The organism is Gilliamella sp. wkB112 (assembly GCF_001690685.1).
Classification (GTDB): domain Bacteria; phylum Pseudomonadota; class Gammaproteobacteria; order Enterobacterales; family Orbaceae; genus Gilliamella; species Gilliamella apicola_J.
Genome location: NZ_LZGL01000020.1, coordinates 162052 through 183737, shown reverse-complemented (window position 1 = coordinate 183737; position 21686 = coordinate 162052). Strand labels below are relative to the sequence as shown.

36 protein-coding genes and 1 pseudogene are annotated in these 21686 nt (G+C 37.7%); 33 read left to right on the top strand and 4 right to left on the bottom strand.

Going from position 1 to position 21686, the window contains the following annotated elements; translation table 11 throughout:
- The first annotated feature begins 105 nt into the window (after positions 1–105).
- From A9G12_RS11435 to A9G12_RS11280, 32 genes are all read left to right on the top strand, one after another.
- Positions 106–1197 carry a PfkB family carbohydrate kinase gene (locus tag A9G12_RS11435; protein WP_065565959.1) on the top strand — a complete coding sequence of 364 codons (1092 nt, stop codon included), beginning with the start codon at positions 106–108 and terminating at the stop codon, positions 1195–1197.
- A complete protein-coding gene (locus A9G12_RS11430; protein ID WP_065565958.1) occupies positions 1194–2129 on the top strand; it encodes a pseudouridine-5'-phosphate glycosidase in 936 nt (311 codons plus the stop codon). Before A9G12_RS11435 ends, A9G12_RS11430 begins: the two co-directional genes overlap by 4 nt.
- 76 nt (positions 2130–2205) lie before the next feature.
- Positions 2206–3450, top strand: coding sequence for a NupC/NupG family nucleoside CNT transporter (locus A9G12_RS11425; RefSeq protein ID WP_065565957.1), 1245 nt, complete (start codon positions 2206–2208; stop codon positions 3448–3450).
- Positions 3451–3839: 389 nt separating this feature from the next.
- The gene (gene rpsJ / locus A9G12_RS11420) at positions 3840–4151 is read left to right on the top strand and encodes a 30S ribosomal protein S10 (protein WP_006120582.1); all 312 of its coding nucleotides are present in this window, start codon (positions 3840–3842) and stop codon (positions 4149–4151) included.
- 31 nt (positions 4152–4182) lie between these two features.
- Entirely contained in the window at positions 4183–4809 is a 627-nt protein-coding gene (gene rplC / locus A9G12_RS11415; RefSeq protein WP_065565956.1) for a 50S ribosomal protein L3, read from the top strand.
- A 16-nt stretch (positions 4810–4825) separates the two neighbouring features.
- Entirely contained in the window at positions 4826–5428 is a 603-nt protein-coding gene (gene rplD / locus A9G12_RS11410) for a 50S ribosomal protein L4 (RefSeq protein WP_065565955.1), read from the top strand.
- A complete protein-coding gene (rplW, locus tag A9G12_RS11405; protein WP_065565954.1) occupies positions 5425–5727 on the top strand; it encodes a 50S ribosomal protein L23 in 303 nt (100 codons plus the stop codon). Before rplD ends, rplW begins: the two co-directional genes overlap by 4 nt.
- Positions 5728–5745: 18 nt before the next feature.
- Complete coding sequence (rplB, locus tag A9G12_RS11400) at positions 5746–6570, top strand: 50S ribosomal protein L2 (RefSeq protein WP_065565953.1); 825 nt, start codon at positions 5746–5748, stop codon at positions 6568–6570.
- A gap of 19 nt (positions 6571–6589) precedes the next feature.
- Entirely contained in the window at positions 6590–6868 is a 279-nt protein-coding gene (gene rpsS, locus A9G12_RS11395) for a 30S ribosomal protein S19 (RefSeq protein ID WP_024496505.1), read from the top strand.
- Positions 6869–6881: 13 nt separating this feature from the next.
- Positions 6882–7214, top strand: a complete 333-nt coding sequence (gene rplV / locus A9G12_RS11390) for a 50S ribosomal protein L22 (RefSeq protein WP_034947997.1) — start codon at positions 6882–6884, stop codon at positions 7212–7214.
- A gap of 14 nt (positions 7215–7228) precedes the next feature.
- Complete coding sequence (gene rpsC / locus A9G12_RS11385; protein WP_025314388.1) at positions 7229–7966, top strand: 30S ribosomal protein S3; 738 nt, start codon at positions 7229–7231, stop codon at positions 7964–7966.
- Between the two features lie 12 nt (positions 7967–7978).
- The gene (gene rplP, locus A9G12_RS11380; protein ID WP_065557249.1) at positions 7979–8389 is read left to right on the top strand and encodes a 50S ribosomal protein L16; all 411 of its coding nucleotides are present in this window, start codon (positions 7979–7981) and stop codon (positions 8387–8389) included.
- Entirely contained in the window at positions 8390–8581 is a 192-nt protein-coding gene (gene rpmC / locus A9G12_RS11375; protein ID WP_034902373.1) for a 50S ribosomal protein L29, read from the top strand.
- A 1-nt stretch (position 8582) separates the two neighbouring features.
- A complete protein-coding gene (gene rpsQ / locus A9G12_RS11370) occupies positions 8583–8843 on the top strand; it encodes a 30S ribosomal protein S17 (RefSeq protein WP_034911151.1) in 261 nt (86 codons plus the stop codon).
- Positions 8844–9038: 195 nt separating this feature from the next.
- The gene (gene rplN, locus A9G12_RS11365; RefSeq protein WP_025314392.1) at positions 9039–9410 is read left to right on the top strand and encodes a 50S ribosomal protein L14; all 372 of its coding nucleotides are present in this window, start codon (positions 9039–9041) and stop codon (positions 9408–9410) included.
- A gap of 10 nt (positions 9411–9420) precedes the next feature.
- Positions 9421–9735 carry a 50S ribosomal protein L24 gene (rplX, locus tag A9G12_RS11360; RefSeq protein ID WP_065557250.1) on the top strand — a complete coding sequence of 105 codons (315 nt, stop codon included), beginning with the start codon at positions 9421–9423 and terminating at the stop codon, positions 9733–9735.
- Between the two features lie 17 nt (positions 9736–9752).
- On the top strand, positions 9753–10292 hold the full coding sequence (rplE, locus tag A9G12_RS11355; protein ID WP_065557251.1) for a 50S ribosomal protein L5: 540 nt from the start codon (positions 9753–9755) through the stop codon (positions 10290–10292).
- 11 nt (positions 10293–10303) lie between these two features.
- Positions 10304–10609, top strand: coding sequence for a 30S ribosomal protein S14 (gene rpsN, locus A9G12_RS11350; RefSeq protein ID WP_025314395.1), 306 nt, complete (start codon positions 10304–10306; stop codon positions 10607–10609).
- A gap of 17 nt (positions 10610–10626) precedes the next feature.
- Entirely contained in the window at positions 10627–11019 is a 393-nt protein-coding gene (gene rpsH, locus A9G12_RS11345) for a 30S ribosomal protein S8 (RefSeq protein WP_065557252.1), read from the top strand.
- 11 nt (positions 11020–11030) lie between these two features.
- The gene (gene rplF, locus A9G12_RS11340; RefSeq protein ID WP_065565952.1) at positions 11031–11564 is read left to right on the top strand and encodes a 50S ribosomal protein L6; all 534 of its coding nucleotides are present in this window, start codon (positions 11031–11033) and stop codon (positions 11562–11564) included.
- Between the two features lie 9 nt (positions 11565–11573).
- Positions 11574–11927: a 50S ribosomal protein L18 gene (gene rplR / locus A9G12_RS11335; protein WP_025314398.1), complete on the top strand. Its 354-nt coding sequence runs from the start codon at positions 11574–11576 to the stop codon at positions 11925–11927.
- Positions 11928–11941: 14 nt separating this feature from the next.
- A complete protein-coding gene (rpsE, locus tag A9G12_RS11330; RefSeq protein WP_025314399.1) occupies positions 11942–12442 on the top strand; it encodes a 30S ribosomal protein S5 in 501 nt (166 codons plus the stop codon).
- Between the two features lie 6 nt (positions 12443–12448).
- Positions 12449–12628, top strand: coding sequence for a 50S ribosomal protein L30 (gene rpmD / locus A9G12_RS11325; RefSeq protein WP_025314400.1), 180 nt, complete (start codon positions 12449–12451; stop codon positions 12626–12628).
- Positions 12629–12633: 5 nt separating this feature from the next.
- The gene (gene rplO, locus A9G12_RS11320; RefSeq protein ID WP_065565951.1) at positions 12634–13068 is read left to right on the top strand and encodes a 50S ribosomal protein L15; all 435 of its coding nucleotides are present in this window, start codon (positions 12634–12636) and stop codon (positions 13066–13068) included.
- Positions 13069–13076: 8 nt separating this feature from the next.
- Entirely contained in the window at positions 13077–14417 is a 1341-nt protein-coding gene (secY, locus tag A9G12_RS11315; protein WP_065565950.1) for a preprotein translocase subunit SecY, read from the top strand.
- A 26-nt stretch (positions 14418–14443) separates the two neighbouring features.
- Complete coding sequence (rpmJ, locus tag A9G12_RS11310; RefSeq protein WP_025314403.1) at positions 14444–14557, top strand: 50S ribosomal protein L36; 114 nt, start codon at positions 14444–14446, stop codon at positions 14555–14557.
- Positions 14558–14726: 169 nt separating this feature from the next.
- On the top strand, positions 14727–15083 hold the full coding sequence (gene rpsM, locus A9G12_RS11305; protein ID WP_065557257.1) for a 30S ribosomal protein S13: 357 nt from the start codon (positions 14727–14729) through the stop codon (positions 15081–15083).
- A 16-nt stretch (positions 15084–15099) separates the two neighbouring features.
- Complete coding sequence (gene rpsK / locus A9G12_RS11300) at positions 15100–15489, top strand: 30S ribosomal protein S11 (RefSeq protein WP_034948028.1); 390 nt, start codon at positions 15100–15102, stop codon at positions 15487–15489.
- Between the two features lie 43 nt (positions 15490–15532).
- The gene (gene rpsD / locus A9G12_RS11295; protein WP_065557258.1) at positions 15533–16153 is read left to right on the top strand and encodes a 30S ribosomal protein S4; all 621 of its coding nucleotides are present in this window, start codon (positions 15533–15535) and stop codon (positions 16151–16153) included.
- Between the two features lie 24 nt (positions 16154–16177).
- Entirely contained in the window at positions 16178–17167 is a 990-nt protein-coding gene (locus A9G12_RS11290; protein ID WP_065565949.1) for a DNA-directed RNA polymerase subunit alpha, read from the top strand.
- A gap of 29 nt (positions 17168–17196) precedes the next feature.
- Positions 17197–17583: a 50S ribosomal protein L17 gene (gene rplQ, locus A9G12_RS11285; protein WP_034884211.1), complete on the top strand. Its 387-nt coding sequence runs from the start codon at positions 17197–17199 to the stop codon at positions 17581–17583.
- A gap of 179 nt (positions 17584–17762) precedes the next feature.
- A complete protein-coding gene (locus tag A9G12_RS11280; RefSeq protein WP_065565948.1) occupies positions 17763–18671 on the top strand; it encodes a DMT family transporter in 909 nt (302 codons plus the stop codon).
- Positions 18672–18688: 17 nt separating this feature from the next.
- Here A9G12_RS11280 and A9G12_RS11275 read toward each other — a convergent pair whose 3' ends face one another.
- From A9G12_RS11275 to slyD, 3 genes are all read right to left on the bottom strand, one after another.
- On the bottom strand, positions 18689–18892 hold the full coding sequence (locus A9G12_RS11275; RefSeq protein WP_065565947.1) for a SlyX family protein: 204 nt from the start codon (positions 18890–18892) through the stop codon (positions 18689–18691).
- 56 nt (positions 18893–18948) lie between these two features.
- Positions 18949–19617, bottom strand: a complete 669-nt coding sequence (radC, locus tag A9G12_RS11270; protein ID WP_065565946.1) for a RadC family protein — start codon at positions 19615–19617, stop codon at positions 18949–18951.
- A gap of 169 nt (positions 19618–19786) precedes the next feature.
- The gene (gene slyD, locus A9G12_RS11265) at positions 19787–20350 is read right to left on the bottom strand and encodes a peptidylprolyl isomerase (protein ID WP_065565945.1); all 564 of its coding nucleotides are present in this window, start codon (positions 20348–20350) and stop codon (positions 19787–19789) included.
- Between the two features lie 144 nt (positions 20351–20494).
- Here slyD and A9G12_RS12745 point away from each other — a divergent pair.
- Positions 20495–20712: pseudogene (locus A9G12_RS12745) on the top strand (pyrimidine/purine nucleoside phosphorylase).
- 167 nt (positions 20713–20879) lie between these two features.
- On the opposite strand, the gene fabI reads toward A9G12_RS12745, so the two are convergent.
- Positions 20880–21668, bottom strand: coding sequence for an enoyl-ACP reductase FabI (fabI, locus tag A9G12_RS11260; RefSeq protein ID WP_065565944.1), 789 nt, complete (start codon positions 21666–21668; stop codon positions 20880–20882).
- Positions 21669–21686: the final 18 nt, after the last annotated feature.

Here is a 21686-nt window from a genome sequence, read left to right as displayed (position 1 = left end):
TTTATCACATTTCGTTTGTTTATTTTATTACCTTGCTTTTAAGTTTAATAACCATCTGGTATAGTCTATTTGCAAACATATGCTTAAAAATAAACAGGTGTTTATATGAATCATCGAGAAAAGCAGATCCTATCCATTATTCGCAATAATCCATTAATTCAACAAAATACAATAGCAGATATGTTGGGAATCACGCGTTCTAGTGTTGCGGGTTACATCATGACACTCACTCAAAAAGGTTATATTAAAGGTAAAGGGTATATTTTATCTGAAAATAATCATATTGTTGTTGTCGGTTCAAGTAACATGGATGTTACTGGTTATTCGCATAAAAAACTAGTTTATGAAGATTCTAATCCAGGCAGGATTAAAAGTACTCCTGGTGGTGTTGGGCGTAATATAGCAGAAAACTTAGCGCTTTTGGGTCAAGAACCTTATTTCATCTCAATGATTGGTGATGATTTTTATGGAATGCAATTGCTTGAACATACACGAAAAGCAGGTGTAAACATGGATTACTGTCATATAGTAAAAGGTGATAGTACTTCAACTTATGTTTCTTTGCTGGATGAGAAAGGTGAAATGGTTATAGCTATTAATGATATGGATATCATTGATAAATTAACACCTCCCTTACTGAATGAATCTAAACAAATGATTCAACACGCAAAATTGTTAATTATAGATTGTAATATACAACCAGAAGCACTCGCATGGTTGTTTAATAATGCAGGTTCTGTCCCAATCTTTGTTGATACTGTCTCAGCCTTTAAAGCACATAAAATTAAAAATTGGTTATCCCATATTCATACGTTGAAACCTAATCGTCTTGAAGCTGAGATATTAAGTGGTATGGAAATTCATACTAATAAAGATATTCCTAAAGTTGTTGATTGGTTTCACCAACAAGGAATAAAACGCATTGCTATAAGTAGTGGGTCAAAGGGTGTTTATTATAGTGAAATAGATGGAGATCATGGTTGGTCTGCATCTATTCCTACAAAAATTATTAGTGTAACAGGGGCTGGAGATGCAATGCTAGCTGGGCTTGCTCATTGTTACTTAGAGAACATGAGTTTTCCTGAAAGTGTTAGGTTCAGTCAAGCTTGTTCATCATTAACATTAGCTTCCGAATTTACTAATAATCCTAATTTATCTATTAATTGTGTTCAAAATTTATTGGAGTCTCTTTCATGAACAATATACAAAATTATAAACAATATCTTGATATTTCTCCTGAAGTTAAACTAGCTTTAGAAAATAACCAACCAGTAGTTGCTTTAGAGTCAACGATTATTTCTCACGGTATGCCTTACCCTCAAAATTTAGAGACCGCATTAAAAGTAGAGGAAATTATTCGAAAAAATGGGGCTATACCAGCAACAATTGCTGTGATTAATGGGCGATTAAAAGCGGGTTTATCCAAAGAAGAGATTACTATTCTTGGAAAACAAGGACTAAATGTTGCGAAAGTCAGTCGTAGAGATTTGCCAGTTATAGTTGCAAATAAGCAAAATGGGGCCACAACTGTTGCGGCAACTATGATTATTGCAGAGTTAGCAGGTATTCGTGTATTTGCCACCGGAGGATTGGGAGGAGTACATCGAGGTGCTGAGCATACCTTTGATATTTCAGCTGATCTACAAGAGCTAGCAAAAACTAGTGTTGCTGTTGTCTGTGCTGGGGCTAAATCGATTTTAGATTTAGGCTTAACCATGGAATATTTGGAAACATTCGGTGTGCCTGTTGTTGGTTATCAAACTGAAAAATTACCTTCTTTTTTCAGTCGAACAAGTCCGTATGATGTAAGTGTGAAATTAGACACTGCACAACAAATAGCTGAAATGATTAAAATAAAATGGAATCTAGGGTTAAATGGTGGAGTTGTAGTGGCTAATCCTATTCCAAAACAGGATGCGATGGATGAAGCAGTAATTTCGGCAGCAATTGAAAAAGCATTACAAGAATCGGTGGCACAAGGTATTAAGGGTAAAGAAACTACACCATTTTTATTAGCGAAAGTGGTTGAGTTAACCGGTGGCGATAGTTTAGAGGCAAATATTAATTTAGTATTCAATAATGCCAAATTAGCTTCAGAAATAGCTATTCATTATTGCAATATACGATAAGTTGTATTATAAACTTACTGCGTAAAAATGCGAAAATCACAATCGAGTGTTCGCACAGTATTAGTAAGGAGAATTTATGGATGCATTTAGAGGCTTTATTGCTATTGCAGTATTACTTTTAGTTGCTTATGTTTTTTCGAAAAATCGTCGAAAAATAAATGTGCGGACTGTTGGTTGTGCATTATTACTTCAATTTGTACTTGGTGGATTAATGTTATTTATTCCAGCAGGGCGTTGGTGTGTTGAAGTCGCAGCAAAAGGTATTACTGATTTAGTTTCATTTGCGAATGCTGGTGCTTCATTTGTTTTTGGAGGATTAGTAGGTCCAAAAATGGGTGAACTTTTTGGTGACGGAGCTTTTGTGTTTGCTCTAAATGTTATTCCATCTATTATTTTTGTTACCGCATTGATTTCCCTTTTATACTATATTGGATTTATGAAATGGTTTATCCATATTTTAGGTACTTTGTTCCAAAAGTTATTGGGTGTAAGTAAAGTTGAGGCCTTTGTTGCCGTAACAACAATGATTCTTGGACAAAATGAAATTCCGGCAGCGGTTAAACCATTTATTAATAAGATGAATACCAATGAACTGTTTACTGCAATGTGTAGTGGTATGGCTTCGATAGCTGGTTCCATGCTAATTGCATATGCGGGATTTGGTGTTCCATTGGAATACTTACTAGCAGCATCGTTAATGGCAATCCCTGGAGGTATATTATTTGCTCGTATTTTAAGCCCAGCTACAGAGGAATCGAGAGTAGAATTTAAAGAAATGTCTTTTGGTGATAAAAAAGCTGCTAGTATTATTGAAGCAGTTTCTACAGGTGCTATGGTTGGCTTAAAGATCGGCGTTGGTGTTGCTACTGTGGTTATGACATTTGTTGCGTTAATTGCTTTAATTAATGGTCTTTTAGGTGGTATTGGTAATTGGTTCGGCTGGGAATCATTAAGTCTACAAGGTATTTTTGGTTATGTTTTTTCTCCATTAGCTTATGTAATGGGGATTGGTTGGGATGATGCAACATTAGTAGGTGGTTTGATTGGTGAAAAATTAGCAATTAATGAATTTGTTGCTTATGCTGATTTATCTCATCATATGGCGTCATTAGATACAAAATCGGTTGCAATTATTTCATTTGCATTATGTGGCTTTGCGAATTTTGGTTCTATCGGTGTTATTGTTGGTGCATTTGGAGCAATATGTCCGGAACGAATTTCTGAAATTGCCAAATTAGGAGTAAGAGCTTTATTGGCTGCAACTTTATCTAATTTAATGAGTGCAACTATTGCCGGAATATTTATAGGATTTACTCTTTAACTCTTATTTTTAAAGGCTTCACTATTATCAGTAAGAGCTAGCGGTGAAGCTAATAGGTTTTTGATAATTACTGCATAATACTCTTATATAAATCAATATGTGATATATAAGAGTATATATCAAAAAATTTTTAAGCATCAATGGACTTCGTTAATTACCCCTTGCAAAAGTTAATAATTTCCGTATAATCGACCCTACTTTGCTTATTGGTTTTCCTATAAGTAAATGTGTACAAAGATATAAGCAATAACTAAACATATTGAATTATATCAACAATACTCCCGATTTGGGGGTTACGAAAAAGAACGGATTACACTCTCCTGTCAATCGAAACAGGATAAGAGGAGTAGTCTTTTGTTATAACTTTTAAATAGTGGAGCTCTGGTCTCATGTCGAACCAAAGAATCCGTATTCGGTTAAAAGCGTTTGATCATCGTTTGATTGATCAATCAACTGCTGAAATTGTAGAAACTGCGAAGCGCACTGGTGCGCAGGTTCGTGGTCCTATTCCATTACCGACACGCAAAGAGCGTTTCACCGTATTGATTTCCCCGCATGTCAATAAAGATGCGCGTGATCAGTATGAGATTCGCACTCATAAACGTCTAGTTGATATTGTTGAACCAACTGAAAAAACAGTTGATGCTTTAATGCGTCTAGATCTTGCTGCCGGTGTTGATGTGCAGATCAGTTTAGGTTAGTCCTAGGCTGAATGATTGAGAGGTCTAAACAATGATTGGTTTAATCGGTCGTAAAGTGGGAATGACACGAATCTTCACCGAAGAAGGTGTTTCTATTCCTGTCACCGTAGTAGAAGTTCAAAGCAACCGTGTTACTCAAGTTAAAACTCTTGAGAATGATGGTTATCAAGCAATCCAGGTTACTACAGGTAGCAAAAAAGCAAGCCGTGTAAACAAACCTGAAGCAGGTCATTTCGCTAAGGCTGGTGTTGAAGCTGGCCGTGGTCTATGGGAATTCCGTTTTGAAGATGGTGAATTTACTGTAGGTCAAAGCATTAACGTTGATATTCTTACTGACGTTAAAAAAGTTGATGTTACTGGAACATCTAAAGGTAAAGGTTTTGCTGGCGTAACTAAACGTTGGAATTTCCGTACTCAAGATGCAACACATGGTAACTCTTTGGCACACCGTGGTCATGGTTCTATTGGTCAAAATCAGACCCCTGGTAAAGTGTTCAAAGGTCGTAAAATGGCTGGTCACCTAGGTAATGAACGTGTAACGGTTCAAAACTTAGATATTGTGCGCATTGATGCAGAACGTAATCTTTTATTAATTAAAGGTGCAGTTCCGGGCGCAATCAATAGTGACGTAATTGTTAAACCGGCAATCAAGGCTTAACGTCAAGGAGATAGAGATGGAATTAGTAGTAAAAGACGCGCAAGCGCTTTCTGTTTCCGAAACTACCTTCGGACGTGAGTTTAATGAAGCGCTAGTTCACCAAGTAGTTGTTGCTTATGCCGCTGCAGCTCGTCAAGGTACACGCGCACAAAAAACTCGTGCAGAAATCGCTGGTTCAGGCAAAAAACCATGGCGTCAAAAAGGCACTGGTCGTGCTCGTTCAGGTTCAATTAAGAGCCCAATTTGGCGTAGTGGTGGTGTAACATTTGCAGCAAAACCACAAGATCATAGCCAAAAAGTTAACCGAAAAATGTATCGCGGTGCATTAAAAAGTATTTTCTCTGAATTAGTGCGTCAAGAACGTTTAGTTGTGGTTGAAAATTTTACTGTTGAAGCACCTAAGACTAAATTATTAACTCAGAAATTAAATGATATGAATCTTAATGATGTTCTCATTATTACTTCTGACGTTGATGAAAATCTTTTCTTAGCAGCACGAAACTTATACAAAGTCGATGTGCGTGATGTAGCAGGTATTGATCCAGTTAGTTTGATTGCATTTGACAAAGTGCTTATCACTGTTGATGCTGTTAAACAAGTAGAGGAGAGATTAGCATGATTCGTGAAGAGCGTCTGCTTAAAGTCCTGCGAGCACCACATGTTTCTGAAAAAGCATCTATTTCAATGGAAAAAACAAATACATTAGTATTGAAAGTTGCTAAAGATGCTACTAAGAAAGAGATTAAAGCCGCAGTTGAACAGCTATTTGAAGTTAAAGTAGATGACGTTAATACTCTTGTTGTTAAAGGTAAGGTTAAACGTCGTGGTCAACAAATTGGTCGCCGTAGCGACTGGAAAAAAGCTTACGTTACTTTAGCTGAAGGTCAAAACTTAGACCTTGCTGGCGTCGCTGAGTAATTCGGAGGAGTAAGAACAATGGCAGTTGTTAAGTGTAAACCTACATCTCCGGGTCGTCGCCACGTTGTTAAAGTGGTTAACCCAGAGTTGCATAAAGGTAAGCCTTATGCACCGTTGCTTGATTCAAAAAGCAAAACTGGTGGTCGCAATAATAATGGTCGAATCACTACCCGTCATATTGGTGGTGGTCATAAACAACATTATCGTATTGTCGACTTTAAGCGTAATAAAGATGGTATTCCAGCAGTTGTTGAACGTTTGGAATATGATCCAAACCGTAGTGCAAATATTGCATTGGTTTTATATAAAGACGGTGAACGTCGTTATATTTTAGCGCCTAAAGGCTTAAAAGCAGGTGATCAGATCCAGTCTGGTATTGATGCATCAATAAAAACAGGTAACTGTTTACCTATGCGTAATATTCCAGTCGGTTCTACCGTACATAATATTGAAATGAAACCAGGTAAAGGCGGTCAACTTGCTCGCTCAGCTGGTAGTTATGTGCAAATCGTTGCGCGTGATGGTGCATATGTAACATTGCGTTTGCGTTCAGGTGAAATGCGTAAAGTATTATCAGATTGCCGTGCCACTATTGGTGAAGTTGGTAATTCAGAACATATGCTTCGCGTTTTAGGTAAAGCGGGTGCAACGCGTTGGCGTGGTGTTCGTCCTACTGTTCGTGGTACAGCAATGAACCCGGTAGACCATCCACATGGTGGTGGTGAAGGTCGTAACTTTGGTAAACATCCTGTGTCTCCATGGGGTCAAAAAACCAAAGGATTGAAAACGCGTAGCAACAAACGTACTGATAAGTATATTGTTCGCCGTCGCAATAAGAAATAATTAATATAGAGGATTAGCTATGCCACGTTCTCTCAAGAAGGGTCCTTTTATTGACCTACACTTGCTGAAGAAGGTAGAGAAAGCGGTGGAAAGCGGGGACAAGAAACCAATTCGTACTTGGTCCCGTCGTTCAACGATCTTTCCTAACATGATCGGTTTGACCATCGCTGTCCATAATGGTCGTCAGCACGTTCCAGTTTATGTATCCGACGAAATGGTTGGACATAAATTGGGTGAATTCGCGCCGACTCGGACTTATCGCGGCCATGCGGCTGATAAGAAAGCTAAGAAGAAATAAGTAGGAGAAAGAGATGGAAACAATAGCAAAATATCGCCACGCTCGTTCTTCTGCACAAAAAGTTCGCTTAGTAGCAGATCTTGTTCGCGGTAAGAATGTGTCTCAGGCACTAGATATTTTAACGTACACCAATAAAAAAGCGGCTGTACTGGTTAAAAAAGTATTAGAGTCTGCTATTGCTAACGCAGAGCATAACGACGGTGCTGATATTGATGATCTAAAAGTTGCGAAAATTTTCGTTGACGAAGGCCCAACCATGAAGCGTATTATGCCTCGTGCAAAAGGTCGTGCAGATCGAATTTTGAAGCGTACGAGTCACATTACCGTGATCGTCTCAGATCGCTAGTCTGGAGAATAGCAATGGGTCAAAAAGTAAATCCAAATGGTATCCGATTAGGTATTGTCAAACCTTGGACATCTACATGGTATTCGGGTACAAAGACATTCGCTGATAATTTAGAAAGTGATTTTAGAGTGCGTGAATTCTTAAACAAAGAATTAGCACAAGCGTCAATCTCTAAGATTGTGATCGATCGTTCAGCAGAAACTAACGTTCGCATTACTATTCATACTGCTCGCCCGGGTATTGTGATTGGTAAAAAAGGCGAGGACGTTGAAAAATTACGTAATGCCGTAGCTTCTATTGTCAATAAATATAAAGACAAAAGAGAAAAACGTGATGTTGCAGTACAAATTAATATAGCTGAAGTTCGTAAACCTGAACTTGATGCAAAATTAGTTGCTGATAGCATTACTTCTCAATTAGAACGTCGTGTTATGTTCCGTCGTGCAATGAAGCGTGCGGTACAAAATGCAATGAAAGCGGGTGCTAAAGGTATCAAAGTGGAAGTAAGTGGTCGTTTAGGCGGTGCAGAAATTGCTCGTAGTGAATGGTATCGTGAAGGTCGAGTTCCTTTACATACATTACGTGCTGATATCGACTATGGATTATCTGAAGCATTAACTACCTACGGTATTATTGGTGTTAAAGTGTGGATCTTCAAAGGTGAGATCCTTGGTGGTATGGCTGCCGTTGAACAAGCAGAAAAACAACCTGCTGCTCAACCTAAAAAGCAGCGCAAAGGCCGAAAACAATAAGGAGCGTCGCTGATGTTACAACCAAAGCGTACAAAATTCCGTAAAATGCACAAGGGCCGCAATCGTGGTCTTGCTGTAAGTACTGATGTTAGTTTCGGTACATTCGGTCTTAAGGCTGTTGGTCGTGGTCGTTTGACCGCGCGCCAGATCGAAGCAGCACGTCGTGCAATGACTCGTGCAGTTAAGCGTCAAGGTAAAATCTGGATTCGAGTTTTCCCTGATAAACCAATTACTGAAAAACCACTTGAAGTGCGTATGGGTAAAGGTAAGGGTAACGTTGAATACTGGGTTGCACAGATTCAACCAGGTAAAGTCCTTTATGAAATGGACGGTGTACCGGAAGAAGTTGCTCGTGAAGCATTTGCGTTGGCAGCTGCAAAACTGCCAATTAAAACCACCTTTGTGATTAAGACGGTGATGTAAATGAAAGCAAAAGAGCTACGCGAAAAAAGCGTTGAAGAGTTAAATACTGAACTTCTTAATTTATTACGTGAGCAATTTAACTTGCGTATGCAATTAGCTGGAGGTCAGTTAACACAAACTCATATGTTGAAACAAGTGCGTCGCAATATTGCACGAGTTAAAACATTATTAACTGAAAAGGCGGGTGCGTAATATGACTACTGAAGTAAAAATTCGTACTCAGCAAGGTCGTGTTATTAGTGACAAAATGGATAAATCTATTACAGTTGCTATTGAACGTAAAGTGAAGCATCCGTTATATGGTAAGTTCATTAAACGTACGACTAAATTGCATGTACATGATGAAAACAATGAGTGTGGCATTGGTGATACTGTTGAAATTAAAGAGTGTCGTCCATTGTCAAAAACCAAATCTTGGACTCTTGTTCGCATCGTTGAAAAAGCAGTTATCTAATCTGTTTGATTAAAAACTGCACATAAAATAATAAACGGCTTAATTTAGCCGTTTATTTTATGCTATCCATTTTATTTGAGTGGTGTTATACTATGCGCCCTCACGTAAGTGGGTTTTGGTTGTCTATTCTTATCCATGGTAGTTGAGGTGGATGAAGGTAGATTAGACAATAATTTATTTATACGGAGCATTAAAATGATCCAAGAACAGACTAGGCTCGATGTTGCTGATAACTCTGGCGCACGTAGCGTAATGTGTATCAAGGTTCTCGGTGGATCGCATCGTCGTTATGCAGCAGTAGGTGATATCATCAAGGTTACCATTAAAGAAGCAATTCCACGTGGTAAAGTAAAAAAAGGTGATGTGCTTAAAGCTGTAGTGGTGCGAACTCGAAAAGGTGTTCGTCGTCCTGATGGATCTGTCATTCGTTTCGATCGCAATGCTTGCGTTATTTTAAATAATAACAGTGAGCAACCGATTGGTACGCGTATTTTTGGACCGGTCACTCGTGAACTTCGTTCTGAGAAGTTTATGAAGATCATTTCATTAGCACCAGAAGTACTGTAAGGAGCGGGTAATGGCAGCGAAGATCCGTCGAGAAGATGAAGTTATCGTGTTAACCGGTAAAGATAAAGGTAAACGCGGTAAAGTAAAAAGTGTTTTGTCTACAGGTAAAGTGATTGTTGAAGGTATTAATTTGGTGAAAAAACATCAAAAACCAGTGCCTGCATTAAATCAAGATGGTGGGATTGTTGAAAAAGAAGCAGCTATTAATGTTTCTAATGTGGCAATTTTTAATCCTAATACTGGCAAAGCAGATCGCGTAGGCTTTCGTTTTGAAGACGGCAAAAAAGTCCGTTTTTATAAGTCTACTAATGAATTAATCAATTAAGTAATTTGGAGTGTACGATGGCGAAACTGCATGATTACTACAAAGCACAGGTAGTAAATAAACTGCAAGAACAGTTTGGCTACAAATCTGTCATGCAAGTCCCTCGGATCGAAAAGATCACCTTGAATATGGGTGTGGGTGAAGCAATTACTGATAAGAAATTATTGGATAATGCGGTTGCAGATTTAGCTGCAATCAGTGGTCAAAAACCACTAGTCACTAAAGCACGCAAATCAGTTGCTGGTTTTAAAATCCGTCAAGGGTATCCTATTGGTTGTAAAGTGACTTTACGTGGCGAACGTATGTGGGAATTTTTTGAACGTCTAGTTTATATTGCACTTCCTCGAACTCGAGATTTTCGTGGTTTAAGCACAAAATCTTTTGATGGTCGTGGTAATTATAGTATGGGCGTTCGTGAACAAATCGTTTTCCCTGAAATCGATTATGATAAAGTTGATCGTGTTCGAGGTTTAGATATTACAATCACTACTTCTGCACAATCAGATGAAGAAGGCCGAGCTTTATTATCTGCCTTTAACTTCCCATTTCGTAAGTAAGGTAGGGCATAATGGCTAAACAATCAATGATTGAACGCGATAAGAAACGCGTAAAGCTAGCAGAAAAATATTTTGCAAAGCGTCAAGAATTAAAAGCGATTATCTCTGATCTTAATGCATCAGATGAAGATCGTTGGAATGCAGTGCTTAAATTGCAAACGCTTCCTCGTGATTCTAGTCCATCACGTCAACGTCGTCGTTGTCGTCAAACTGGTCGTCCTCATGGCGTCCTTCGTAAGTTTGGTTTAAGCCGTATTAAGGTTCGTGAATCCGCTATGCGTGGTGAGATTCCTGGTCTTAAAAAGGCAAGTTGGTAATCAGGGGAGTGTTATAGATGAGCATGCAAGATCCTATTGCAGATATGTTGACTCGTATTCGTAACGGTCAATCTGCGAATAAAGTTGCAGTCACCATGCCTTCCTCTAAGCTAAAAGTGGCAATCGCCAATGTGCTGAAAGAAGAAGGTTATATCGGAGACTATAAAGTTGTTGGTGACACTAAACCAGAATTGGAAATCACTTTAAAATATTTCCAAGGCAAGGCAGTTGTAGAAAGTATTAAACGTGTTAGCCGTCCAGGTTTACGTATTTATAAACGTAAAGATGAATTACCAAAGGTAATGGCTGGATTGGGTATCGCAGTTATTTCTACTTCTAAAGGTGTTATGACTGATCGAGCAGCCCGCCAAGCAGGACTTGGTGGTGAAATTATCTGCTACGTAGCATAAGGGAGAAAAGAATGTCTCGTGTTGCAAAAGCACATGTCGTTATTCCTGCTGGCGTAGAGGTAAAACTCAATGGTCAGGTAATTACGATTAAAGGTAAGAATGGCGAGTTAACTCGTTCTATTAATAATGCGGTTGTTATTAATCAAGAAGAAAATAATATTAAGTTTTCTCCTCGTGATGGTTATGCTGATGCTTGGGCTCAAGCAGGTACCGCACGTGCATTGATTAATGCAATGGTAATTGGTGTTACTGAAGGTTTTACTAAAAAACTTCAGCTAGTTGGTGTCGGTTATCGTGCACAAGTTAAGGGCTCAACAATTGGTTTATCTCTTGGGTATTCGCATCCAATTGAACATCAATTGCCTAAAGGTGTAACCGCTGAATGTCCATCCCAAACTGAAATCGTTCTGAAAAGTGCTGATAAACAGTTAATTGGGCAAGTTGCAGCAGATATCCGTGCTTATCGTCGTCCTGAACCTTATAAAGGTAAAGGTGTTCGTTACGCAGATGAAGTTGTGCGTACTAAAGAAGCTAAGAAAAAGTAAGGTAACACTATGGATAAGAAATCAGCTCGTATCCGTCGTGCAACTAAAGCGCGTCGCAAGATGCATGAACTACTTGCTACTCGCTTAGTGGTTCACCGTACTCCGCGTCATATTTATGCGCAGATTATCGCACCAAACGGATCAGAAGTACTGGCAGCAGCTTCTACATTAGAAAAAGCTATCAGTGAAAGTTTAAAATACACCGGAAACAAAGATGCAGCAGCAGCAGTTGGTAAAGCAATAGCTGAACGCGCATTGGCGAAAGATATCAAAGAAGTTTCATTTGATCGTTCGGGTTTCCAATATCATGGTCGAGTTCAGGCGCTAGCAGATGCTGCTCGCGAAGCTGGCCTACAGTTCTAAGGTAGGAGTTAAAGATGTCAAACATCGAAAAACAAGCTGGTGAACTGCAGGAAAAATTAATCGCAGTTAACCGTGTTTCTAAAACCGTTAAAGGTGGCCGTATTTTTAGTTTTTCTGCACTAACCGTGGTTGGTGATGGAAATGGTCGTGTAGGTTTTGGATATGGTAAAGCACGTGAAGTGCCAGCAGCAATCCAAAAAGCAATGGAAAAAGCACGTCGAAATATGATTAACGTTGCTTTAAATAATGACACTTTGCAGCATCCTGTTAAAGGTGCTCATACGGGTTCTCGTGTTTATATGCAACCAGCATCAGAAGGTACAGGTATTATTGCCGGTGGTGCTATGCGTGCTGTGTTAGAAGTTGCTGGAGTTCGTAACGTTCTAGCTAAAGCTTATGGTTCTACTAACCCAATTAATGTGGTTCGTGCAACTATCGATGGCTTAGAAAATATGAAATCACCAGAAATGGTTGCTGCTAAGCGTGGTAAAACCGTCGAAGAAATTTTGGGGTAATTAGCCATGGCAAAGACAATTAAAATTACACAAACTCGTAGTTCTATTGGTCGTCTACCGAAGCATAAAGCAACGTTAGTAGGTCTAGGATTACGTCGTATTGGTCATACTGTTGAACGCGAGGATACTCCAGCAATCCGCGGTATGGTAAACCAAGTTTATTACATGGTTAAAGTAGAGGAGTAATAGTAATGCGATTAAATACTTTATCTCCTGCTGAAGGTTCAAAGCATGCACCTAAACGTCTAGGCCGAGGTATCGGTTCTGGATTAGGTAAAACTGGTACTCGTGGTGTTAAAGGTCAAAAATCTCGTTCAGGTGGCGGCGTTCGTCGTGGCTTTGAAGGTGGTCAAATGCCTTTATACCGTCGTTTGCCTAAATTTGGTTTTACTTCTCGTAAAGCTTTAGTTACAGCTCAAGTTCGCCTTTCAGATCTTATGAAAGTTGAAGGTGATGTTGTTGATCTAAATAGCTTAAAAGTTGCGAATGTGATTAATTCACAAATCGAATATGCAAAGATTATGTTATCTGGTGAAGTTACTAAACCAGTAACGATCCGAGGAATTCGAGTGACTAAAGGTGCTAAAGCTGCAATTGAAGCTGCTGGCGGAAAAATTGAGGAATAATTAGAAAGATGGCAAAGCAACCAGGATTAGATTTCCAAAGTACTCGAGGCGGTAGTGGTGAGCTTAAAAGGCGATTAATATTTGTGCTTTTAGCGCTTATTGTTTTTCGTCTTGGTTCTTATATTCCCGTTCCTGGTATTGATACTAAGGCGTTATCGGACTTACTAACACAAGCTTCATCAAATGGAATTGTAGGTATGTTCAATATGTTCTCTGGTGGTGCTTTAAGCCGTGCTTCAATTTTTGCATTAGGAATAATGCCTTATATTTCTTCATCAATTATTGTACAGTTATTGACAGCAATTAGTCCTAAATTAGCAGAATTGAAGAAAGAAGGTGAATCAGGTCGTAAAAAAATTAGTCAGTATACTCGTTATGGTACATTAGCCATAGCTGTTGTTCAGGCTGTAGGGATTGCGACTGGTCTACCAAACATTCCTGGTTATGGTCATGTAGTGATTAATCCAGGTTTTTCTTTCTATTTTATCGCATCGGTTAGCTTAGTTACTGGCACTATGTTTCTTATGTGGTTGGGTGAACAGATCACTGAGCGAGGTGTAGGTAATGGTATTTCTATCATTATCTTTGCTGGTATTGTGGCTGGTCTTCCTCATGCAATATATGAAACAATTGAACAAGCTCGTTCTGGTTCATTGCATCCGATTTTATTATTAGTTGTTGCAGCATTAGTAATTGGTGTAACTTACTTTGTTGTATTTGTTGAACGTGGTCAACGACGTATTGTTGTTAACTATGCACAAAGACAACAAGGTCGTCGTGTTTATGCCGCACAAAGTACACATTTACCATTAAAGATAAATATGGCAGGTGTTATACCTGCAATATTTGCTTCAACAATTGTTATGTTACCATCAATGATGGCATCTTGGTTTCAAGGCGATGGTGAAGGGTGGAGATATATTATTGTTCTTATTGGGCAATACTTCTCACATGATCAACCGTTATACATAATCTTTTTTGCAGCAGCAATTATTTTCTTTTGTTTCTTCTATACGGCATTGGTTTTCAATCCAAGAGAAACAGCTGATCAACTTAAAAAATCAGGCGCATTTATTCCAGGTATCCGTCCAGGTGAACAAACATCTAAGTACATAGATAAAGTAATGACTCGTTTAACACTAGTTGGTGCAATATATATTACTTTTGTATGTTTGGTACCAATGTTTATGACAACCGCAATGAAAGTTCCAGTTCAATTTGGTGGAACCTCATTATTAATTGTGGTTGTGGTAATCATGGATTTTATGGCACAAGTACAGACTTTAATGATGCCAAATCGTTATGAGTCAGTGTTAAAGAAAGCGAATCTTAAAGGCTATGGCCGATAAGTAAGCAAGAAGTTACGGAGAAAAACATGAAAGTTCGTGCTTCAGTCAAGAAATTATGCAGAAATTGTAAAATCATTAAACGTAATGGCATTGTTCGTGTTATTTGCGTTGAAGGTAAACATAAACAACGTCAAGGTTAATTAATTTAACTATAACGTTGAACTTTTGCATATTTTACTTGCCAAAGTATAGTAAAGCTGGCTAGAATAGCCAGCCTAAATTTATTTGTAAATTCACTGTTTGAGTATCCTGAAAACGGGCTTTTCAGTATAGTGGATTTGCTAAACTTTAAAAATAAAGGAGTGCATAGTGGCCCGTATAGCAGGCATTAACATTCCTGATCAACAACATGCAGTGATTGCGTTACAAGCAATCTATGGTATCGGAAATACTCGTGCTAAGACTATTTGTGCTGAAGCTGGTGTTCCTGAACATGTTAAGATCAGAGAACTATCTGAAGATCAGATTGAAAAGTTACGTGAACAAGTCGCTAAATTTACTGTAGAAGGTGATTTACGTCGTGAAGTAACTATGAGTATCAAGCGTTTATTAGACCTTGGTTGTTATCGTGGCATGCGTCACCGTCGTGGACTTCCGGTTCGTGGTCAACGCACTAAGACTAACGCTCGTACCCGTAAGGGACCGCGTAAGCCAATCAAGAAATAATTGAGGTGATAAACAAATGGCAAAGACACCTGTTCGTACACGCAAACGTGTAAAAAAACAAGTTTCTGATGGTGTAGCTCATATTCATGCATCATTTAACAATACAATCGTGACCATTACTGATCGTCAAGGTAATGCGTTAGGTTGGGCAACCGCCGGTGGTTCTGGTTTCCGAGGCTCTCGTAAGTCAACTCCTTTTGCTGCTCAAGTAGCTGCAGAACGTTGTGCTGAAGCCGTAAAAGACTACGGAATTAAGAACTTAGAAGTTATGGTAAAAGGACCTGGTCCTGGTCGTGAGTCAACTATTCGTGCATTAAATGCAGCGGGTTATCGCATCACTAATATTACTGATGTTACTCCGATTCCTCATAACGGTTGTCGTCCACCAAAGAAACGTCGCGTTTAATTTCAATTAAACAGCGATTGTTTAGGATTATTGGAGAAATAAAATGGCAAGATATTTGGGACCAAAACTCAAATTAAGTCGTCGCGAAGGTACAGATTTATTCCTTAAGTCTGGCGTCCGAGCGGTTGATAGTAAATGTAAATTAGAACAAGCTCCTGGGCAACATGGTGCGCGTAAACCGCGTTTATCCGATTATGGTGTTCAGTTACGTGAGAAACAAAAAGTTAGACGTATTTATGGAATATTAGAACGTCAATTCCGTAATTACTATAAAAATGCAGCGCGTATTAAAGGCAATACAGGTGAAAACCTTCTTGCTCTTTTAGAACGACGCTTAGATAATGTTGTTTATCGTATGGGATTTGGTGCGACTCGCGCTGAAGCTCGTCAATTAGTTAGTCATAAAGCTGTTCTTGTTAATGGTCGTGTAGTAAATATTGCATCTTATCAGGTATCTCCTGAAGATGTTATTAGTGTTCGCGAAAAATCGAAAAAACAAGCACGTATTAAAGCCGCTTTAGAGTTAGCTGAACAACGTGAAAAACCAACATGGTTAGAAGTTGATGCTAGCAAAATGGAAGGTGTTTTTAAACGCTTGCCAGAACGTTCAGATTTATCTGCTGATATCAACGAACATTTGATCGTCGAACTTTACTCTAAGTAAAGTTAGCACTTAAGAGAGGACATAATGCAGGGTTCTGTAACAGAGTTTTTAAAACCTCACCTAGTTGATGTTGTTCAATACAGTCAAACTCATGCTAAAGTGACTTTAGAGCCACTAGAGCGTGGTTTTGGTCATACTTTAGGTAATGCTCTACGCCGCATTCTATTATCATCAATGCCAGGTTATGCAGTAACTGAAGTTGAAATTGACGGTGTTCTGCATGAGTACAGTACTAAAGAAGGCGTTCAAGAAGATGTACTTGATATTTTGCTTAATTTGAAAAAATTAGCAGTGCGTGTACATACTAAAGATGACGTTATGCTGACTTTAAATAAATCAGGTATTGGTGCAGTAACTGCATCTGATATTACCCATGATGGCGATGTAGAAATTGTTAATCCTGATTTAGTAATTTGTCATCTTACTGATGAAAACGCTTCAATTAATATGCGTATTCGTGTACAACGAGGACGTGGTTATGTCCCTGCTTCTGCTCGCGTTAAGTCAGAAGATGAAGAACGACCAATTGGTCGTCTATTAGTTGATGCATGCTATAGTCCTGTTGAGCGTATCGCATATTCTGTCGATGCGGCTCGTGTGGAACAACGTACAGATTTAGATAAGTTGGTTATTGATATGGAAACCAATGGTACTATCGATCCAGAAGAGTCTATTCGTCGTGCATCTACTATTTTGGCTGAACAACTTGAAGCTTTTGTTGATTTACGTGATGTACGTCAACCAGAAGTAAAAGAAGATAAACCGGAATTTGATCCTATTCTTCTACGTCCAGTAGATGATTTAGAATTAACTGTTCGGTCTGCTAATTGCTTAAAAGCAGAAGCAGTTCATTATATTGGTGATTTAGTCCAACGTACTGAAGTTGAGTTACTTAAAACCCCTAATCTTGGTAAAAAATCACTTACTGAAATTAAGGATGTACTCGCATCACGTGGTTTATCTTTAGGTATGCGCCTTGAGAACTGGCCACCAGCTAGTATTGTTGAAGACTAAAATAAAATTTATATAAGAAGGATAAAGTTATGCGCCATCGTAAAAGTGGTCGTCAACTGAACCGAAATAGCAGCCATCGTCAAGCAATGTTTCGTAACATGACTAGTTCACTTGTTGAACATGAGATCATTAAAACTACATTGCCAAAAGCAAAAGAGTTGCGTCGTGTCGTTGAACCGTTAATTACGCTAGCCAAAAGCGATAGCGTAGCTAATCGCCGTTTGGCTTTTGCACGTATCCGTGATAAAGATACAGTAAAAAAATTATTTTCTGATTTAGGCCCACGTTTTGCTACCCGTCCTGGTGGTTATGTACGTATTTTAAAATGTGGTTTCCGTGACGGAGATAATGCTCCAATGGCTTATATTGAGTTAGTTGATCGTCCTGCTGTAGAAGCAGAAGCTGCAGCTGAATAATTATTAAATCATTGTTTATTAAAACCGGCATATTTAGCCGGTTTTTTTATATAAAACCTGTTTTCATTTTAGTAATTATCACTGTTCATTAAAAATGCTATTTATACATAGATAGCTTTACGCAACTATGTAATAGATTTAAGATTAATACCGAACATATTAGATGGTGTTATATTTGTATGATCGATCTTAAACGTAATGGTGAATGGTTTCTAGTCGCTGCTACTATTTTAGCAGCTCTGGGATGGGTATGTTCAAAAGAAGCCATTTTAGGTATTCCTCCGTTAGGATTTATGGCTATTCGCTTTTTATCTGCGTCTATTATATTATTTCCAGTTTGTGTAGCCGCAAAACAAAGCATTAATTGTACTAATTTATGCACAGCAATATTTTCTGGTTGTTTACAAGCAATAAATATCACATTTTGGATTTTGGCAATTAGTTTAGGTGGTGAACTTGGAGAAGGTTCATTTATTATGAGTCTTTCGGTATTGATGGTTCCATTGATTGGATGGCTATTTTTCAAAGAAAAACCATTATTAGTATTTTGGGGATCTTTGCCAATAGCCGTTATCGGATTGGCTTTTTTGACTTTATCGAATGGTTGGCAAGCGAATATCAATCAAATTTGGTTTTTTATTGCGGCTTTAGTTCAAGCTGTATTTTTTATTTTTAATAGCAAATTTGTACAGAGAATGCCGATCTTAACATTGGTAGCTATTCAGTTATTTTGTACTGGCTTTTTTTGTTTTTTTCTCTCTATAATTTTTGAGACATGGCCAATAGTTGTTAGCTGGATCATTCTAGGATGGGTTGTTATTAGTGTTCTTATTGCCACAGTTTTACGTTTTGCTTTACAACTAATTGGTCAAAAATATGTACCAGTTGGTAATGCGGCTATTATTATGATTTTAGAACCTATCTTTACTACAATTGCAGGAGTACTTATTTATTCCGAACCAATGCCCTGGACAAAATGGACAGGTTGTTTGCTGATTTTAATTTCTTTATTAACTTACCGCGGTTATGTTTTTATACGCTCAAGGCGAACTATTCCATCAAAAGTTAATCAAATCAATGAACATTAAGTAATATAGTATTTAAATTAATAGTGTGGTGGTGGTGTTTCTTCTGATAAGTTTGCTATATTAGATGTTTGATTAGATTGTAATTTTTGTGATAGCAACATTAACTGCTCTTTTAATTTACTTACGTCTACTTGTAGGTTTGTTACCATTTGATTTAGTTCTTCAATGGTAATTTCTTGAAAAGCTATTTTAGTTTCTAAAAGTTCTAGCTGTTGTTTCATAAAAATTCTTAAATTAGTTAGTTATTCACTTATTATATTTTAAGTAAAAAAAACGACTAAATCCATCCTCGTTCTGCAAAAGATACATATTCTCCTTTACCTATTACAATATGATCAAGTATGCGGATATCGATCAATTCACAAACTAGTTCAATTTTTTGTGTGAGATTACGATCTGCTTGGCTAGGTTCAGCTATTCCAGAAGGGTGATTATGGGCTAAAATCAAAGCGGCAGCATTATGTTGTAATGCTCGTCTGGCAATTTCTCGTGGATGCACCTCTACACAGTTATAAGTACCAATAAACATTTCCTCTGAAGTAATTAGATGATTTTGATTATCTAAAAAAATAACCATAAAAATTTCACGATCTTTGTTTACTAATCGACTAGCTAAATAATGATGAGTTAATGATGTTGATGTTAATGAATTAGTATCAGCCATCTTTATTTTTAAATAACGATGAGCAAGTTCAACGACTGCTTGTAATTGTGTATATTTAGCCGTACCAAGCCCGTGTATTTTGCAAAAATCACTATGGCTGGCATTAATTAAATGATAAAAAGAACCGAACTCTCTTAATAATCGCTGCGATAATTCTAAAACAGGTAAATTACGTGTTCCTGTACGCAAAAATAAGGCTAATAGTTCAGCATCGCTTAATGTTTCAACACCAAATTTTAAGAGTTTTTCACGTGGCATCAATGCTGTGGTTGGTGATACCATAATAATTTTTTCCAGTTAGTTTAAAAAAAGATTATTAATGGTATAACTACAAAGATTCAATTATATATTGAAAATATTGAGATGTATTTCTCAGAAGAATTAAAGCTTTTACATATAGAAAAAGAAAGCGCTATAGCAGCGCTCATATATAATAATTTATTTATCAAAATTAATGGCAACCGCAACTACCATGCCCACCACCACAGCAATCACTATTTTCATCTTCTTCATGGTCATGGCTTCCACAACCGCAACCACTATGCTCATGGTCATGCGCTCCATGAATATGTCCATGAGCAATTTCTTCTTCAGTTGCATCACGAATATCAACAACCTCAATGTTAAATAGCAGATCTTGCCCTGCTAACATGTGGTTGCCATCAATAGTAATTGTATCACCATCAATAGCTGTGATTTCAACAGGTAATGAACCATGTTCAGTATCAGCAAAAAAACGCATACCCACTTCAAGTTCATCCACACCAACAAATACGTCACGGGGAACATTTTGTACCAATTTATCATTAAAATCGCCATACGCATTGATTAGTTCAACATCAAATTTATCCCCAATTTTGTGACCTTCTAATGCCGTTTCAAGATTTTGTAATAAATTACCAGCACCATGTAAATATTGAAGAGGGGAAGCCGTTGTTGCCTCATCAACTAAAACACCATCTTTTGTTCTAACTTGATATGCCAAGCTGACTACTTTGTTTTTTGCTATTTTCATTTTTTCTCCGACAGACTATTACTGAGCAAATTAAGAGTAGATTTTAACGGAAAAAATCTTATCTGTATGCTATTTTCTGTGTTTATCCAAAAAATCATGTAATTAATTGATATTTAACGTTATTTTCATGTTAAAGTTAAATCAATTAGTTTTAAAAAAGCATCATTAGGCTAAGCTGAGGTAGGTATTATCTTGCTAGGAGAATATATTTTTAGTACCAATTATCCGAGCAGATGACCGTTATTACTAGTCCACTAAACGTGCTGTTACCAAATGTAAAAGATTGGCAGATTTTTGACGCTGGTAAAGTTTTTCTGATTGCTGAAATAACTGCTTATTTATGCCAATATTTAGCAAAATAAATAAAGTTAGAGTTTTATTAGTAGTGATTTTACCGCAGAGACTGATAAATATTAGTATGGTAATAAATATTCTGTCATTTGTTAGGATTATTTAAGGGGGTAACGTGTTTCACATAATTAGCAAATAACAAACTTCCCCCACCTAGCGGGAAGTTTGTTAAATTTAATTATTTAAGTTCTAATTCGTTCATTGCTGCAATACTAAATCCACCATCAACATGCACTACTTCACCAGTAATACCTGAGGCTAAATTTGAACATAAAAATGCAGCTGAATTGCCAACATCTTCAGTAGTTACTGTACGGCGGATAGGTGTAACTGATTCGCAGTGAGATAACATCTTTTTAAAATCTTTAATACCGGATGCTGCTAGTGTTCGAATTGGTCCTGCAGAAATGGCATTAACACGAATACCTTCAGGCCCCATTGCATTTGCCATGTATCGAACATTTGCCTCTAACGACGCTTTAGCTAACCCCATTACATTATAATTAGGAATCGCTCGTTCAGCACCAAGATAAGAAAGGGTTAATAAAGCAGAATTTGGATTTAGCATTGCTCGACATGCTTTAGCTAAGGCAACAAAGCTATATGAACTAATATCATGTGCAATTGAAAAACCTTCACGGGTAACTGCATTAACATAATCGCCATCTAATTGATCACCAGGAGCAAAGGCAATTGCATGTACAAATCCGTCAAATTTATCCCATACTTTTGCAAGTTCAGTAAACAAGTTTGTGATGCTTTCGTCATGTGCAACATCACATGGTAGGACGATTTTAGAACCAAAATCAGCCGCAAACTCTTCAACACGGCCTTTTAATTTATCACTTTGATAAGTAAAAGCTAATTCAGCGCCTTCACGATGCATAGATTGCGCGATACCGTAAGCAATAGAACGATTACTTGCAACACCCGTAACAAGTAATCGTTTGCCTGTTAAAAATCCCATAAATTATTCCTCTAATGT